The organism is Halococcus dombrowskii (genome assembly GCF_022870485.1).
Taxonomy (GTDB): Archaea; Halobacteriota; Halobacteria; order Halobacteriales; family Halococcaceae; genus Halococcus; species Halococcus morrhuae.
On record NZ_CP095005.1, the window covers coordinates 75,674 to 88,962 of the forward strand.

At 61.2% G+C, this 13,289-nt stretch carries 15 protein-coding genes and 1 pseudogene; 6 read left to right on the top strand and 10 right to left on the bottom strand.

Annotated elements, in window-relative coordinates; genetic code table 11:
* Positions 1-68 precede the first annotated feature (68 nt).
* Both MUK72_RS00385 and MUK72_RS00390 read right to left on the bottom strand, forming a co-directional pair.
* Positions 69-1,493: an IS4 family transposase gene (locus MUK72_RS00385; RefSeq protein ID WP_244701885.1), complete on the bottom strand. Its 1,425-nt coding sequence runs from the start codon at positions 1,491-1,493 to the stop codon at positions 69-71.
* Positions 1,494-1,583: 90 nt separating this feature from the next.
* The gene (locus MUK72_RS00390) at positions 1,584-2,849 is read right to left on the bottom strand and encodes an RNA-guided endonuclease InsQ/TnpB family protein (RefSeq protein WP_244702586.1); all 1,266 of its coding nucleotides are present in this window, start codon (positions 2,847-2,849) and stop codon (positions 1,584-1,586) included.
* Between the two features lie 371 nt (positions 2,850-3,220).
* Here MUK72_RS00390 and MUK72_RS00395 point away from each other — a divergent pair.
* Positions 3,221-3,523: pseudogene (locus tag MUK72_RS00395) on the top strand (nucleotidyltransferase domain-containing protein); the annotation flags it as partial.
* On the opposite strand, the gene MUK72_RS00400 reads toward MUK72_RS00395, so the two are convergent.
* Together MUK72_RS00400 and MUK72_RS00405 are read right to left on the bottom strand one after the other, a co-directional pair.
* Entirely contained in the window at positions 3,521-4,081 is a 561-nt protein-coding gene (locus tag MUK72_RS00400; RefSeq protein ID WP_244702589.1) for a hypothetical protein, read from the bottom strand. The pseudogene MUK72_RS00395 and the gene MUK72_RS00400 sit on opposite strands and share 3 nt — an antisense overlap.
* A 2-nt stretch (positions 4,082-4,083) precedes the next feature.
* Positions 4,084-4,485 (bottom strand): hypothetical protein, encoded by a 402-nt coding sequence (locus MUK72_RS00405; RefSeq protein WP_244702592.1) that lies wholly within the window; start codon positions 4,483-4,485, stop codon positions 4,084-4,086.
* Positions 4,486-4,636: 151 nt separating this feature from the next.
* Between MUK72_RS00405 and MUK72_RS00410 the strand changes: the two genes are divergently transcribed.
* The 4 genes from MUK72_RS00410 to MUK72_RS00425 all read left to right on the top strand — a co-directional run bounded on the left by MUK72_RS00410 (position 4,637) and on the right by MUK72_RS00425 (position 7,920).
* Positions 4,637-5,158 (top strand): DUF7342 family protein, encoded by a 522-nt coding sequence (locus MUK72_RS00410; protein ID WP_244702595.1) that lies wholly within the window; start codon positions 4,637-4,639, stop codon positions 5,156-5,158.
* Between the two features lie 147 nt (positions 5,159-5,305).
* On the top strand, positions 5,306-5,605 hold the full coding sequence (locus MUK72_RS00415) for a hypothetical protein (protein ID WP_244702597.1): 300 nt from the start codon (positions 5,306-5,308) through the stop codon (positions 5,603-5,605).
* A 129-nt stretch (positions 5,606-5,734) separates the two neighbouring features.
* Positions 5,735-6,850 carry a CNNM domain-containing protein gene (locus MUK72_RS00420; RefSeq protein ID WP_244702600.1) on the top strand — a complete coding sequence of 372 codons (1,116 nt, stop codon included), beginning with the start codon at positions 5,735-5,737 and terminating at the stop codon, positions 6,848-6,850.
* Positions 6,847-7,920, top strand: coding sequence for a CNNM domain-containing protein (locus tag MUK72_RS00425; protein ID WP_244702603.1), 1,074 nt, complete (start codon positions 6,847-6,849; stop codon positions 7,918-7,920). Before MUK72_RS00420 ends, MUK72_RS00425 begins: the two co-directional genes overlap by 4 nt.
* Positions 7,921-7,966: 46 nt before the next feature.
* Here the strand turns inward: MUK72_RS00425 and MUK72_RS00430 are convergent, their stop codons facing one another.
* Positions 7,967-8,131 (bottom strand): hypothetical protein, encoded by a 165-nt coding sequence (locus tag MUK72_RS00430; protein ID WP_239640546.1) that lies wholly within the window; start codon positions 8,129-8,131, stop codon positions 7,967-7,969.
* Between the two features lie 212 nt (positions 8,132-8,343).
* On the opposite strand from MUK72_RS00430, the gene MUK72_RS20155 reads away from it, so the two are divergent.
* Positions 8,344-8,475, top strand: a complete 132-nt coding sequence (locus MUK72_RS20155; protein WP_275039128.1) for a hypothetical protein — start codon at positions 8,344-8,346, stop codon at positions 8,473-8,475.
* Between the two features lie 22 nt (positions 8,476-8,497).
* On the opposite strand, the gene MUK72_RS00435 is transcribed toward MUK72_RS20155, so the two are convergent.
* From MUK72_RS00435 to MUK72_RS00455, 5 genes are all read right to left on the bottom strand, one after another.
* Complete coding sequence (locus MUK72_RS00435) at positions 8,498-9,637, bottom strand: integrin (RefSeq protein WP_244702605.1); 1,140 nt, start codon at positions 9,635-9,637, stop codon at positions 8,498-8,500.
* A 193-nt stretch (positions 9,638-9,830) separates the two neighbouring features.
* Entirely contained in the window at positions 9,831-10,736 is a 906-nt protein-coding gene (locus MUK72_RS00440; RefSeq protein ID WP_004053517.1) for an amino acid ABC transporter permease, read from the bottom strand.
* Positions 10,733-11,491: an amino acid ABC transporter ATP-binding protein gene (locus tag MUK72_RS00445; RefSeq protein WP_244702608.1), complete on the bottom strand. Its 759-nt coding sequence runs from the start codon at positions 11,489-11,491 to the stop codon at positions 10,733-10,735. Before MUK72_RS00445 ends, MUK72_RS00440 begins: the two co-directional genes overlap by 4 nt.
* A 45-nt stretch (positions 11,492-11,536) precedes the next feature.
* Positions 11,537-12,328 (bottom strand): amino acid ABC transporter permease, encoded by a 792-nt coding sequence (locus tag MUK72_RS00450; protein WP_244702611.1) that lies wholly within the window; start codon positions 12,326-12,328, stop codon positions 11,537-11,539.
* Between the two features lies 1 nt (position 12,329).
* The gene (locus MUK72_RS00455; protein ID WP_244702621.1) at positions 12,330-13,223 is read right to left on the bottom strand and encodes a transporter substrate-binding domain-containing protein; all 894 of its coding nucleotides are present in this window, start codon (positions 13,221-13,223) and stop codon (positions 12,330-12,332) included.
* Positions 13,224-13,289: the final 66 nt, after the last annotated feature.

Here is a 13,289-nt window from a genome sequence, read left to right on the forward strand (position 1 = left end):
ATCAGTCTGCAAAACGGGGAATTATCTGAGTTCACAGTGAGTTCAGCTGAATGAGCGGCCGCTGGCGCTCATTCAGCACCGAGTTCGTAGCCTTCAGCCCACATCCGGAGCTTCTGAAGCCCTTTCCACATCGTCTGCCATCCTGGTGGAGGATCAGAGCCACGGTCCAGATATCCGCCAAGCTTCGCTACACTTACAGCGTAGGCTTTGCCGTTTTGACCGCTCAGTTCTGGAAATTTCGTTTCCAGAACTGCGCGCTCGGCCTCGCTCAACAAGACTTCTGGAGCAACCGATGGTTCTCCACGAGCTAGTTCTCGTAACTCCAGTACCTTCCACGCGATCACTGAGTACACACTCAGTAACACCTCCATACGCTCCCACGTCTGAAGTTGACGTTCTTCGAACCCACAGCCAGTCTTCAACGCTTTATGCCAATCTTCGATTCGCCAGCGAGCACGGTAATACTCAATGATGGTTAGAGCATCGTCGAAGTCTTCGACCGATTCAGTGGTGAGTAACACCCACTGAATCGGGTCATCGCTCTCGCTGATCTCGTCGATTCTCACGACGTTCACCGTGACCGGATCTTTACCAGCAGAATCGTTCCGGGGTGGAAGAAGGTCACATGTTCCTGTTGCAATCGACAACTCTGCTTGCCGTGCCTGTCTTCCGCCACCTTGCTGGATCTCGATGGTCGTGCGACCTTCCTGAGGAAGGTCGCCACTCCAGTCGAAGAGTTTGTCTAACTCACCGTCGTCCGTGTGTATCCGTCGATTTTGATTGGCTCGGACAACAAAGCCAGTGTTGTCCATCGTTTTGTTGAGTTCAGTGTACAACGAGAATGCGTCTCCGCCTCGGTCGTGGACGAAAATCGGCCGCACGTCTTCGGGAAGCCACTCGGTGGCTTCCCTGTCACCACGAATCCATTTCTCCTGTTCATTCTCAAGGAGAATTGACTCATCTTTCCCATTCGTGTCGTACGTATTGCCTGATTGTTGGTCTTCGATCAGCACCTGCTGATCGATGATCCCAGTCATACGCTGTGTTTCCGGGAGAATTCCAACCGAGGTATGGACTTTGACGCCTTCAACATCGATGTCAGCAGAGCTAATGTCACCAAGGCCCTCTTTAGCTGGGTGGCGAGGAAAGGTGAGATAGGTGGTGTCGGAGACGACCAACAGCTCGTCTCCGTCACCCAACCGTGAGTGCTGTGTTTGCTTGTGAGCAGAGAGAACCTCGTTGGGTTCCACACTGTCATTATCGCAGAATCGGTATGTAGCCTTTGTGGAGGCCCAGTCTTCGCAGGCGGCTGGGATGGACTCGGCAGGTGAACTGCCGAGTTCATCACCGATCTGGACTAATCGATCCGTGAGACGCTTATCGCCGAGATCAGCCGCCCGAAACTCCGTACGAATCCAATCTGATACATCCATATCATACAGTTCGCCATTCTCATCCAGTTTCGGTCGCCACCCCCTCGAACGACGCTCCATCTTTCGGTCTCAGTTCGTCAGCTACCGCGATAGCATTTGTGGGTAAGAGACAGCCGTGAAACGGCGGGGTTTCCCTGCCGAGGTGGGATATTATGGTTCGCGGTTCTTCGTGACCTGTTCTCGGGGAGCGAAAACGCCCTCCCTGCGGTCGAACAGGCGAACCGCTGGCTGTGCCATCCAGCCGTTATCCCTATCCAGTGACGGATTCGGGAGTACCTTCTGCCTGATGTTTTCCGCGCCGTTCGTGTCGGCGTTCGCAACCAGCCCGCACTCCTCGCAGACGTACAGGCCACGCTCAACGCGCTGGCTGTCGTCGCACCGGCCACAGACTGAACACGACTTCGAGGTGTCCCGTTCGGAGACGAGTTCAACCTCGATTCCTTCGGCTTCGGCCTTGTAGTCGAGCATCGTCGTAAAACGGTCGAACGCCCATCCGTGCAAATCGAGGTTGCCGTGGTCGCCCCAATTCGTCGGATCTCCGGTCTCATCCTCGCGGATCCCGCCGAGGTCGCCCACGACGAGCGTCCCGACCCCTCGTTCGACACACTCCGAAACGATGTGTTTCGACAGCGCGTGGAAGAAATGCGTGCGGCGGTCGGTGCGCTTCGCGTCGAGACGGCGGGCCTCGCGGGAGAACGAATCGTCCGTCTCGGCGCGCTTCTTCCCGAAGTAGTATTCGTCCTCCTTGAGTGCGCCGCCGGGGTAGAGCAACGACTCGTCGCCGAACGACACGGCGGCAACGTTGCAGATTCCGAGGTCGATTCCGGCGGTTCCGTCGCCGGGAGGCTCAACCTCGATTTCGTGGCGGCAGACGATGTGCAAGCGCCACTCGCCGTGTTCGTACACGGCACGCACCTGCTGGACGTTCTCGATTTCAACGTCCGGGTCGACGTCGTAGGCACAGAGGATGAAATCGGACCAGTGGGCCTTCGTGTTCCGTCCCTTCGAGAGACGGATGTAGCCGTTCCGGGCGTCGTGCTTGAAGCCGTCTTCTTTGAACGTGACCGTCGAGCGCGGATGCTCGTCGCCGTTCTTGCGGTAGCCGGGCGGATTCGCTTTCGCGTTCCCGTTTCGTCGGTGTCCGTACCAGCCTTTGAACGCTTCATCCAACTCTTCGAGAGTTGCCTGACTGGACTGAGCGTTGAGGTCCGCGTAGCGTTCGTGGCTCTTGAGGTAGGATTTGAGAACCGAGTCGTCGGGAATCTGGCCGCAAGCATCCCAGACGCGCCCTGCCGTCCACCGGGCAACGTTCCAGAGCTTGCTGGCGGCGAACCCAAGCGTATCAAGACCGTCGCGCACCTGCCGCTGGTTCCGAATGGAAACGCGGTGGGTACGAACGACGGTCTTAATCGCCATGTATAGCCTATTGTGCTACGCCGACATAAACATACGGTATCCATAGTGGAAGTGAACGCGGAATATCCAGAACGGCTACTGTCGGGTGGACGGTGGTTGTGAACATCCACGGCGAAGCTTACGCGATTCACGCCCGCCCTTCGACCTTCGGTCTCAGGACGGGATTCTCTCGCTGAATTAAGATAGATCCGCGTCGCGGCCATTGCTTCGACCCATGTTCAGGTAGTTCCCTAACATCAATAAGCGTTAGGGTAGTAGCCTACTATCCGAATTCTTGCTTCGAAACAACAATTCCCAGTACACCGAATCGGGGTCACCTGAGGTGTGGAGTCGACAGCAGAACGCGATCGTCGACGACCAGCTCGACTCAGCTCGAAAAAGACGATCCAGTGCTCGCAGTCGAACAAGCGGCGTTTCACGATCCCATTCGAACGGTCGTCGATCGCATCCAAAGTACGATCGCACAAGCAGACGACATCGAACATCTCGTCGGTATCGTCGTCTTCGGGAGCGTCGCGCGCGGTGAGGCCGACCGACAGAGCGATATCGACCTATTTGTCGTTGTCAAAGGAGATCGGACGACGGCCCGTCGACAGGTAGCAGATATCGTGAGCGACCTTCGCGAGGAACGGTTTGATGGTGACCGATTCGACATCGAGCAGTACGTCGAATCAACCTCGCAGATACTTGTGGCGAAGCTGGTCAAGGTACTGTTCGTCCCACTGTTTCGAATCTGCGTAGTAGCTGAAGGCGGTGTCGACGTACTCGGACGGAAGAATCTCGTGGGACGCAAGCTCACAGAGCACGTGTGGCGTTGTGAACAGCGTATTGCGGTCATCGAGTGCCAGACTAACGAACAGATAGTTCGTCGAGTTGAACTCATCGGTGATGAACAACGACGCATCGAGTTCGTTTGCTAGCCAGATCCCATCTGATTCGCTCTGGTCAAGTCCGTAATCGAGTGGGTCGTCGATTCTGGCATCGACATCGGATGTCGTTAGATGGTGAGACGCGTTCAACACTAGATCAGCGGCCGCCGAGAGCAGATCACCACTTCCCGTCGCCGTACTCAGTTCACCAACGACGCTCGCAGGGACATGAACGTCATAGGAGACGAGCAATGCTTTGAGCGGGTCAGCACCGGTTGGAGCCGCTGGGCGTCCATCGACGACTGGTGTTGCAAGATTCAACAGGACATTCGTGTCGACGACACAGAGTGGTTTGTCGTCCACTGTTAGGCAGTTGATTCGGTATCGTCGTTGTCGACTGGTGTTTCAGAATCAGCCCGCCAGACGGGAACGTCGCCGTCGTAGAACTCGTCGTCGCTGGGGAGGGCCGCTTTCAGCTGGGGTTCGGGTGGATCCCGATCGATCGATGCTCGAAGAAGTTGCATGCGCATGGCTTCCTCCTGGCCGAGAACGGATTGTACGGTCTGAAAGTCGATTCGCTCATCATAGTAGGCGTCTCGGAGATGAGTACGGAACCCCTCATCATTGACGAGGTCGTCGAGTTCGTCTTGGAGGGCATCGATGAGGAGTTGAGTACGAGAGATGTCGAGCAACTCGGCGACAGTATCGGCCCGCTCGACGACCGAAGCGGGTGCATTGAAATCGACGCGGGTTTTCTCTTCGGCCATATTCATGTGTAGAGTCTACACATAGATAACTGTTCTCCCTCTGTTGTCGATAGGGGAGTAGTCTATCACTACGGGGAGTACGTGCGAGTTGAATTGGGTCGACTATTTCATCTCTGGATAGATTTATTGATGTCGAGTGCCGAGATGGGGTATGGCAGAAAACGACCCTGGTATCGAAGCGTGGAAAGAACACACGAGCGCGTTTGATCGGGTCCGGTCAGTCGCGGAGGCGGTCGCACAGCCCCAATCGGCAGCAGCCATCGCCGACGAGGCCCGCGTCGCAGAGAACACTGCTCGCAGCCATCTCGAACGACTCGTCGAGATGAACGTCCTCCTGAAAGCCGATCGAGAGGGCACAGCGCTGTACACACCCGATCCGCTCTACGTCCGGCTACGGACGCTTCGTGAGCTCCTCGACGAGTACGACCACGATGGCCTCATCGGGCTCAAAGAAGATCTCCAAGAGCGAATCGAGACGTGGCGGGCAGAATACGACGTCGACGCTCCGGAAACACTCCGCGAACGTGCCGGAGAGGCCGAACGGGTCGAACGGACCAGTGAAATTCGAACGACTGCAAGCGAATGGGAACTCACCAGATATCGCCTCACGATCGTCGAGGATGCCATCGAGAACTACGCGACATACAATCGTGACGACAGGGCCACAGCGTAGCCCATGCATGGTGACGATCACTCATATGATGCGGGGGCAGCCTCCCACAGGGCACTCCGTGGAATCCGACGGGAGCTCGAACGACATCCAGCGATTGCGACAGTACGAGGATTTCCACCGGATGTACACAATCACGTCGTCGCAGCGGTGATCGTCGAGCGACTTGGGAGGAACGGAGACGATGCGACATTGACGGTGCGCTGGTTCGCCGGCGAGACACCGGCAGCCCGTCCCGAGTTTTCGTTCCATTATCAGGATGAGACGGGGATCGATTTCGGGTGGCATCACGAACCCAATCCGCATGTCGAGGGATGGGGCCATTTTCAGGAGCGGCAGAATTCCAAAACAGAGTATACCTACGAACCGCAGACGTTCTCTTCGACGAATCCGACGCGGGTCGTCTGGGAGGTACTGTCGCTGCTTGCCGCCAAAATACAAGCCAAATGAAAACCACCTGCAGTCGGTCACGCGGCCCACATGTTGCTCACGCGAAATCAGCAGCAACCACTAAAGCACCGACGGACAGAAAACTGACCTTTTTTCCCGCTGAATCCCGTAGCGCCGCGGGTAGCACCGATGCAACCACCCGAAATACTCCTGCGACTAGCCGTCGGTGCAGTCCTCATACTGGTCAATGGCTTTTTCGTCGCCATCGAGTTCGCGCTAACGCGCGCTCGCCAGTATCCAAAATCGGAGTTCGTGGAACCCGGGGTCACCGGTCTCGAACGCGCCTGGGCGATGACCGAAGAGCTCGAGATCTATCTCACGGGCTGTCAGGTCGGGATCACCGCCGCCAGCATCTCGCTTGGGATCGTCGCCGAGCCAGCCCTCGCCGCGATCTTCGAGCCACTGTTCGGCGGAACCATTCTCGCCACGATCGGAGCGGGCACACTGCTTGCGTTCGTGATCGTCAACCTCGTCCACGTCGTCTACGGCGAGCAGACCCCGACCTATCTCGGGGTCGAACGCTCCAGACAGATCTGTCGGTACGGCGCGACACCGCTGTACTGGTTCACGCGCGTGATCCGACCGATCCTCGATCTCGGTGACGCGGTGGCAAAGTGGACGCTGCGGCTGTTCGGCGTCGAGATGACCGGTGCATGGCTCGACTCCGAAGCCGACGTGATCGAGGGGCGTGCGGATCTACATCGCCATCTCGGCTCGGTCCTCGATGCGGGCGATCTCCCGACCGAACGCTCCGCCGAAGTGATGAACGCACTCGCCGTCACCGAACTGCCGGTGCGCAACATCATGGTTCCCCGCGAGGAGATCGCTGCCCTCTCGACCGAGAACACGCCCGCCGAGAACCTCGCCATCATCGAGGCCAACCCGCATCTCCGCTTCCCGCTCGTTGGCGCGACCGATGGGGACGTGCGCGGTATCGTCTATCTCGCCGAACTCACGGCCGATTTCGCAGCCTTCGAAAGCGGGCGTCGCTCGATCGAGGCGATCGCCGCACCACCGATGACGCTGCCGGCCGACGAGGAGGTCAGCGACGCGATCGATCGCTTTCAGGACGAGGCCCAGGAGCTCGCACTCATCGAAGACGACGGGGCGATCGTCGGCTTGCTCACCGCGACCGACGCCTTCGAGGAGGTCATGGGCGAACTCGAAGATCCGATCGACATCGACGAGCGCTCACAGGGCCACAACAGCGCAGTCAACACCGACACGGCAGGTGAGTCGACGTGAATACGTCCGAGATCACCATCCGGCTGCTCGCGGGGCTCGTGTTGATCCTCGCGAACGGCTTTTTCGTCACCGTCGAGTTCGCACTGACGCGTGCCCAACAGTACACCGAAGCCGAGTTCGTCGGGCCCGGGCTCGAACGCGCCTGGGCGATGACCCAGAACCTCGAGATCTACCTCACGGGCTGTCAGATCGGTATCACCGCCTCCTCGATCGCGGTGGGGATCGTCGCCGAGCCGGCCCTCGCCGCGCTCTTCGAGCCACTGTTCGGTGGTACGGTGCTCGCGTCGGTCGGGGCGGGGGCGATCCTCGGCTTTCTCATCATCAACCTCCTGCATCTCACTCACGGCGAACAGGCACCGACCTATCTCGGCGTCGAACGTTCCAGGCAGGTCTGTCGGTACGGCGCGACGCCGCTGTACTGGTTCACGTGGCTCATCTGGCCGTTGCTCCGCATCGGCGATCTGTTCGCCAAAGGGACGCTCAAGCTGGTCGGCGTCGAGATGACCGGTGCGTGGCTCGACTCCGGCGACGAGGACGTCGACAGTCGGGCCGATCTGTACAAACGGCTCGAAACGGTGCTCGACGGCAGCGATATCGACGCCGAGCAACGCAGCGAAGTGATGGGCGCACTCGTCGCCGGCGACGTGCCGGTCCAGGGGATCATGGTGCCTCGTGAGGAGATCGCCACCCTCTCGACAGAGGATACGCCCGCCGAGAACCTCGCCACCATCGAGGCGACTGCGTACTCACGCTATCCGCTTGTCGGCGACACGCTCGACGAGTTCCGTGGGATGGTCTATCTCCCGGCCATCACGACACGGTTCAGTGAACTCAGGGACGGTGATCTCGCCATCGAAGAGCTCGCCGCGCCACCGATGACGCTGCCGGCCGACGAGGAAGTCAGCGACGCGATCGATCGGTTCCAAGACGAAAATCAGGAGCTCGCACTGGTCGAGGACGACGGGGAGATCGTCGGCTTGCTCACCGCGACCGACGCCTTCGAGGAAGTGATGGGCGAACTCGAAGATCCCACCGACGTGGCAGGTGCACAAGCCGCCGGGAGCGGGTGAACCGAACAGCGAGACGAGCGTCGCGATCCAACCGCTGACACTTGGGTCAGTCGTACATCGTCGACGGATCGTCCGGGAAGTCCAGCTGCTGGTTCTCCATCGATCGCATCTGCCAGTGTTGGACACGCGTCTGATACAGCTGCATCGCCATCTCGTCGACCGCGTCGCTTTCGTAGTCGCGGGCGATCTCCTGTGCGTCCTCGAGACTCATCTTCATCAGCTTCTTGTAAAAATCTCTCATGGGAATGTCGCTGCAGTAGTGGCTCTATCGATCGCACGTCCCCGACCGGTGAATACGTGTCGTTATCGCCGAGGAACGCGGTCGGATATCGATCCACGGCCACCACGTCGGGCTCCCGGCGGACGATTCCACTTTCACTCTCCATGGCACAGTTCTTTAGTGACAACGACGGAACGGCGTGTATGGACGAACTAGTCTTCCTCGCCGGTCTCGCAGCGGGCATCGCGATCGGCGTGCCTGCACTGGCGCGGCTGTGGCGAGTCGATCTCCGCGGTGCCTTCAAGCGGGTGTCGCGCTCGCAACGCTCGCGATAGCGAACGCGCCTCTACTGGTCGGTCACTCGTTCGATTGCTCGATCGTCTCCCCCGGTTCGACGGTCGCCCAGAGTTCGCCGTCCTGGTAGATCTTCAGCGTTGCCGAGCCGTCGTTGCTGACGCTCGAAAGGTCACCGTTTGTCGAATACGAATCGATGCCGCCATCGCCGACGAACCCGTACGCCCCCGACACGTAGCCCGTGTAATCGGGATTGTCAGCCGTGGTGCCGGGGTTGGCCTTGGTCTCGTAGTAGAACCGCTCCGTACCGGCAGCCCCCGCCGCGAGGGTGTACTCGGACTGCCCACCGCCGACCGCTTCGACTCTGATGAGATGCTCGCCCTCCGGCGGTGCGTCGGGGTCGATACGCTCGTCGCCCGTCCCCTCGCCCGGCTGGACGGTTTTGTACAGTTCACCATCGAGATACACCTTCAGCGTCACGTCGCCGTCGTTGACGAAGTCAAGTGATGGACTGCCCTCGACGGTCGGCCAGTACCGGTAGCTATCGACGCCACCATCGCCGACGAACCCTTCCGCGTAGTACGGATCGTCGAGAATCACGCGGTCTTCGTAGGCGACCGACGCTTCGGTGTCGGCTTCACTGCCCAGTTCGATACCGGGGCCACTGCCGGCGTACATCCGGTAGTAGGATTCGCCCGAACCGGCCGCGACGATCGTCACGTTACGCCAGTTCTCACCTGACGACTCCGACTCCGTCGGTGTCGGCGTCTCGGTTGGAGTCGCCGTGGGCGTCGGCGTTGGTGTCGCCGTTTCGGTCGGCGTTGGAGTTGCCGTTTCGGTCGGGGTCGGTGTCGCCGTTGGCGTTGCCGTCGGTGTTGGGGTAGCTGTTGCCGTCGGTGTCGGGGTAGCTGTTGGCGTCGGGGTTGAGGTTGCTGTCGGCGTCGGGGTTGAGGTGGCTGTCGGCGTCGGGGAGGCCGTCGCGGTCTCAGTCGCCGTTGCCGCTGCTGAGGCGGTCGGTGACGCCGTCCCGTTAGTGGTCGTCGCGGTCTCCGTAGCCGCCGTAGTCGCGTCCGCCGGTGTGACCGTGCCGTTCATCGTCGATACCGTGGTCGTGGATTCGCCCGGCCCTTGCGAGAGGAAACTACAGCCGGCGAACAGCATCGAGACGACCACCAGGCCGACGAGCAGGGAGCGGTAGTGCATGCGTAAATCGGGCTTCGATGTAGGGGGATGAATGCTTTGTCCCTCGATCGGTGTGATCGAGCAAGATTTGCGAACGGCTCGATCGATTCTCAAGGGAGCGAACGCGCACGGGATGGCATCGCCGACGCCGCGGCGAACGCCGTTCGACTCGACTCGATCGCTGCTCCGATACAGCGGATCGACGGTCGTCGCGCTACTGGCTCGTCGTGCTGCCGAGACCGGGGATCGCGACCCGCCGCTCGACGCCGGCCATCAGCTTCGACGCCGAGATCACGAGCCCGAGATACAGCACGGCGACCAGGGCGAAGATCCCGGTGTACGCGAAGTTGTCGGCGGCGATCGAGCGGGCGACGTTGAACAGTTCGGGGACGGTGATGAACGCCGCCAGCGAGGAGTATTTGATGAGATAGACCAGTTCGTTCGACCAGCCGGGGATGGCAAATCGCAGCGCCTGTGGCAAGACGACGTGGCGGATGCCCTGGCGCTGCGAGAGTCCGATCGCGCGGGCCGCGGTCAGCTGCTCGCGATCGACCGACAGCAGCGCCGACCGGATATACTCGGCCTGATAGGCGACGCTGTTGATCGTGAAACCGATGATCGCGACGTACACCACCGCCGAGGGGAGCACGCCTCCGTCGGGGAGACCGCGAAACAGCGTCGAGAGGTTCAACGCGTAGTAGAGCACGAACAGCTGGGCGAGCAGCGGCGTCCCTCGAATGAGCTCGGTGAACGCGAGCGAGACGGTGCTCGAATAGGTGCCGTAGACGCGCGCGACGCTGACCGGCACCGCGAGCACGAACCCGAGCGCGATGCTCACGACGGTCAACACCACGGTCAGCCACGCGGCGTCGGCGAGCTGCGGCAGATACTCCACCGCGAACGCGAGCGAATCGGAGATCGGGGCGACCGCTGCGGGATCGAGAAACGACTCGCCCGGCGGGACGCCGACGCCGGCCGGGAGGAGCCAGTTGTTCAGCCAGCGAGCGAGGAGCCAGCCCCAGAACAGCACGCCGCCGGCGATCGTGAGCCAGCGGCCGAGCGAGCCCGAGACGACCCTGCCGGTGTCGGCCGTCGTCCGCGTGGCTCCGGTCTCGCTCATGGCTCACCCGAGACCGTGCTGACGCGATCGAGGAACTCGGCGGTGCGTTCGTTTTCGGGGTTCTCGAACAGCTGTGCGGGCGGGCCGCGTTCGGCGATCGATCCCGCATCGAGAAAGAGGGCATCGGTCGCGGCCTCGCGGGCGAACCCCTTCTCGTGGGTGACGACGAGCATCGTCATCCCGCCGGCAGCGAGGTCAGCCATCACGGCCGTGACCTCGCCGACGAGTTCGGGATCGAGCGCGCTCGTTGGCTCGTCGAAGAGCAGGAGGTCGGGCTCCATCGCGAGCGCGCGGGCGATCCCGACGCGCTGTTTCTGTCCGCCAGAGAGCTCGCCCGGATAGGAGTCGAGCTGGTCGCCGAGTCCGACGCGTTCGAGCTGTTCGGTCGCCGCCTCGCGGGCATCGTCCTTCGAGAACCCGCGCACCTCCCGCAGTCCCAGCGTGACGTTTTTCAGCGCCGTGAGATGGGTGAAGAGGTTGATGTCCTGAAACACCATCCCGACGTCCCGCCGGAGCGCGTCGACGTCGATGCCGGGATCGGTCACTCGGTGATCGCCGAGCCTGATCTCACCGCTGTCGACGTCGGTGAGTCGGTTGACACACCGCAACAGCGTGGATTTCCCGCTGCCGCTCGGCCCCATCATCACCGTGACGTCGCCACGGTCCATCGTGAAGCTCACGTCGTTGAGGACTCGTTCGTCGCCGTAGCGTTTCGAGACCGATTCGACTGCCAACAGTGGTTCGTGGTCACTCATGGATGCTCTGATGAAGCGATCGCGACGATCGATCGGGCCGCACGGTCACGTCGACTCACCGGGGATCGCGTAGTAGTCGTTGAGATATTCGAGAGCGCGATTCGTTCCGAACGTCATGACGAAGTAGACGGCGCTGATGAGGAGGATGACCTCCGTCACCGCGGTCGTCCGCTGGACGAACAGATCCTGACTCCGGGTGAACAGTTCGGCGAGGCCGATCGCGATCGCGACGCTCGTGTCCTTCAGCACGATCGTGAACTCGTTTTGGAACCCGGGCACCGACCGCCGGAGCGCCTGGGGGACGATCACGTGGCGGATCGCACCGAGTTTCGAGAGTCCGACGGCGCGTGCGGCCTCCATCTGGCCCTCGTCGACGCTCTGGAGAGTGCCGCGAAACAGCTGTGACTGGTAGGCAGCGCTTCGCAGCCCGAGCCCGACGACCGCGGCGACGAACGCGCCGCCGACGGGCAGCAGCCGCTGGATCGGGAACCAGTCGGTGATCGGGACGACGAAATACGCGAAGATCAGGATCACCACGATCGGCGTGCCCCGAAACACCGTGCCGACGACCTCGACGGCGAGGGATGCATAGCGGCCGCCGTACACCTCGATCGCGCCCGCCGGAAACCCCGCCACCAGCCCGACCAGCAGGCTCGCGATCGTGAGGGCGATCGTCAACACCAGTCCGCCGGCGAGATAGCCCACGTTCTCACAGATGAACGCCACGTCCGGCGGGAGGCTCCCACAGGTGTCGCTACCGAGCTGTGCGATCGTCCATATCGAGAGTTCGAGACTGCCGACCGTGACAGCGCCGACGACACCGGTTCCGGGGAGCATCTCAGCTGGAGGACGTCGTGGATTCGTTGCTCGTGGCCCCAGCGCTCGCGTTGCCGCCAGTTCCGTTGCCGGCGCTCGCGTTGCCGCCAGTTCCGTTGCCGGCGAACCACTCGTCACGGATCTCCTCGTACTTGCCGCCGTTTCTGACCTGTTCGAGCCCGTCGTTCAGCGCCTTCGTGAGGTCGTCGGCGTCGGTCCGCACGCCGAAGCCGTATTTCTCGCCGGTTTCGTAGGTCGCCGCGATCGTCACCGCTCGCCGGTCGACGAACGTCCGGGCGACCGGGGTGTCGAGCACCACGGCGTCGAGGTTGCGGTTGACCAGATCCTCGACGGCGAGCACGTAGTTGCCGTAGGTGTTGAACTTCGATTGGGCGATCTTCCCCGGTTTGACGAGCTGTTTCTCGACGACGCTCGCGCCCGTCGTCCCCTCCTGCACGCCGACGGTCCGTCCCGCAAGCCCGGCGAAGTTCGACGGCGGCGAGCTGGCTCCCTGCCGAACGAGGACCGCCTGATCCGCGCTGTAGTAGGGGTTCGTGAAGTCGATCGACTCATCACGTTTCTCGTTGATCGTCATCGCGGCCGCGATCACGTCGATCTTGTCGTTTTTGAGGGCCGGGGTGAGCGAGCTGAACTCGAAGTCCTTCCAGCTTTCGAGCTCGTAGTCGGTGTTCGAGACCACCGCCGAGAGGAGATCGATATCGAAGCCGACGATCTCGCCGCCCTGTTTCGTCTCGAACGGTGGGAACCCGGGAGCCGTTCCCGGAATGATCGTCATGGAACCGGAGCCACCGCCACCGAGCCCGCCGACACAGCCAGCAGTACTGGCGACCGCAGTGACGGCACCGAGCCGCTTCAGATATGTTCGCCGTGAGGTCCGGCGACCGGTCTCGTGCATACCCCTCCTTACCAGAAAGCGCCTTGAGGGTTTCGTTGAATCGAGCTGTGGCTCGTTCGAGGTCCG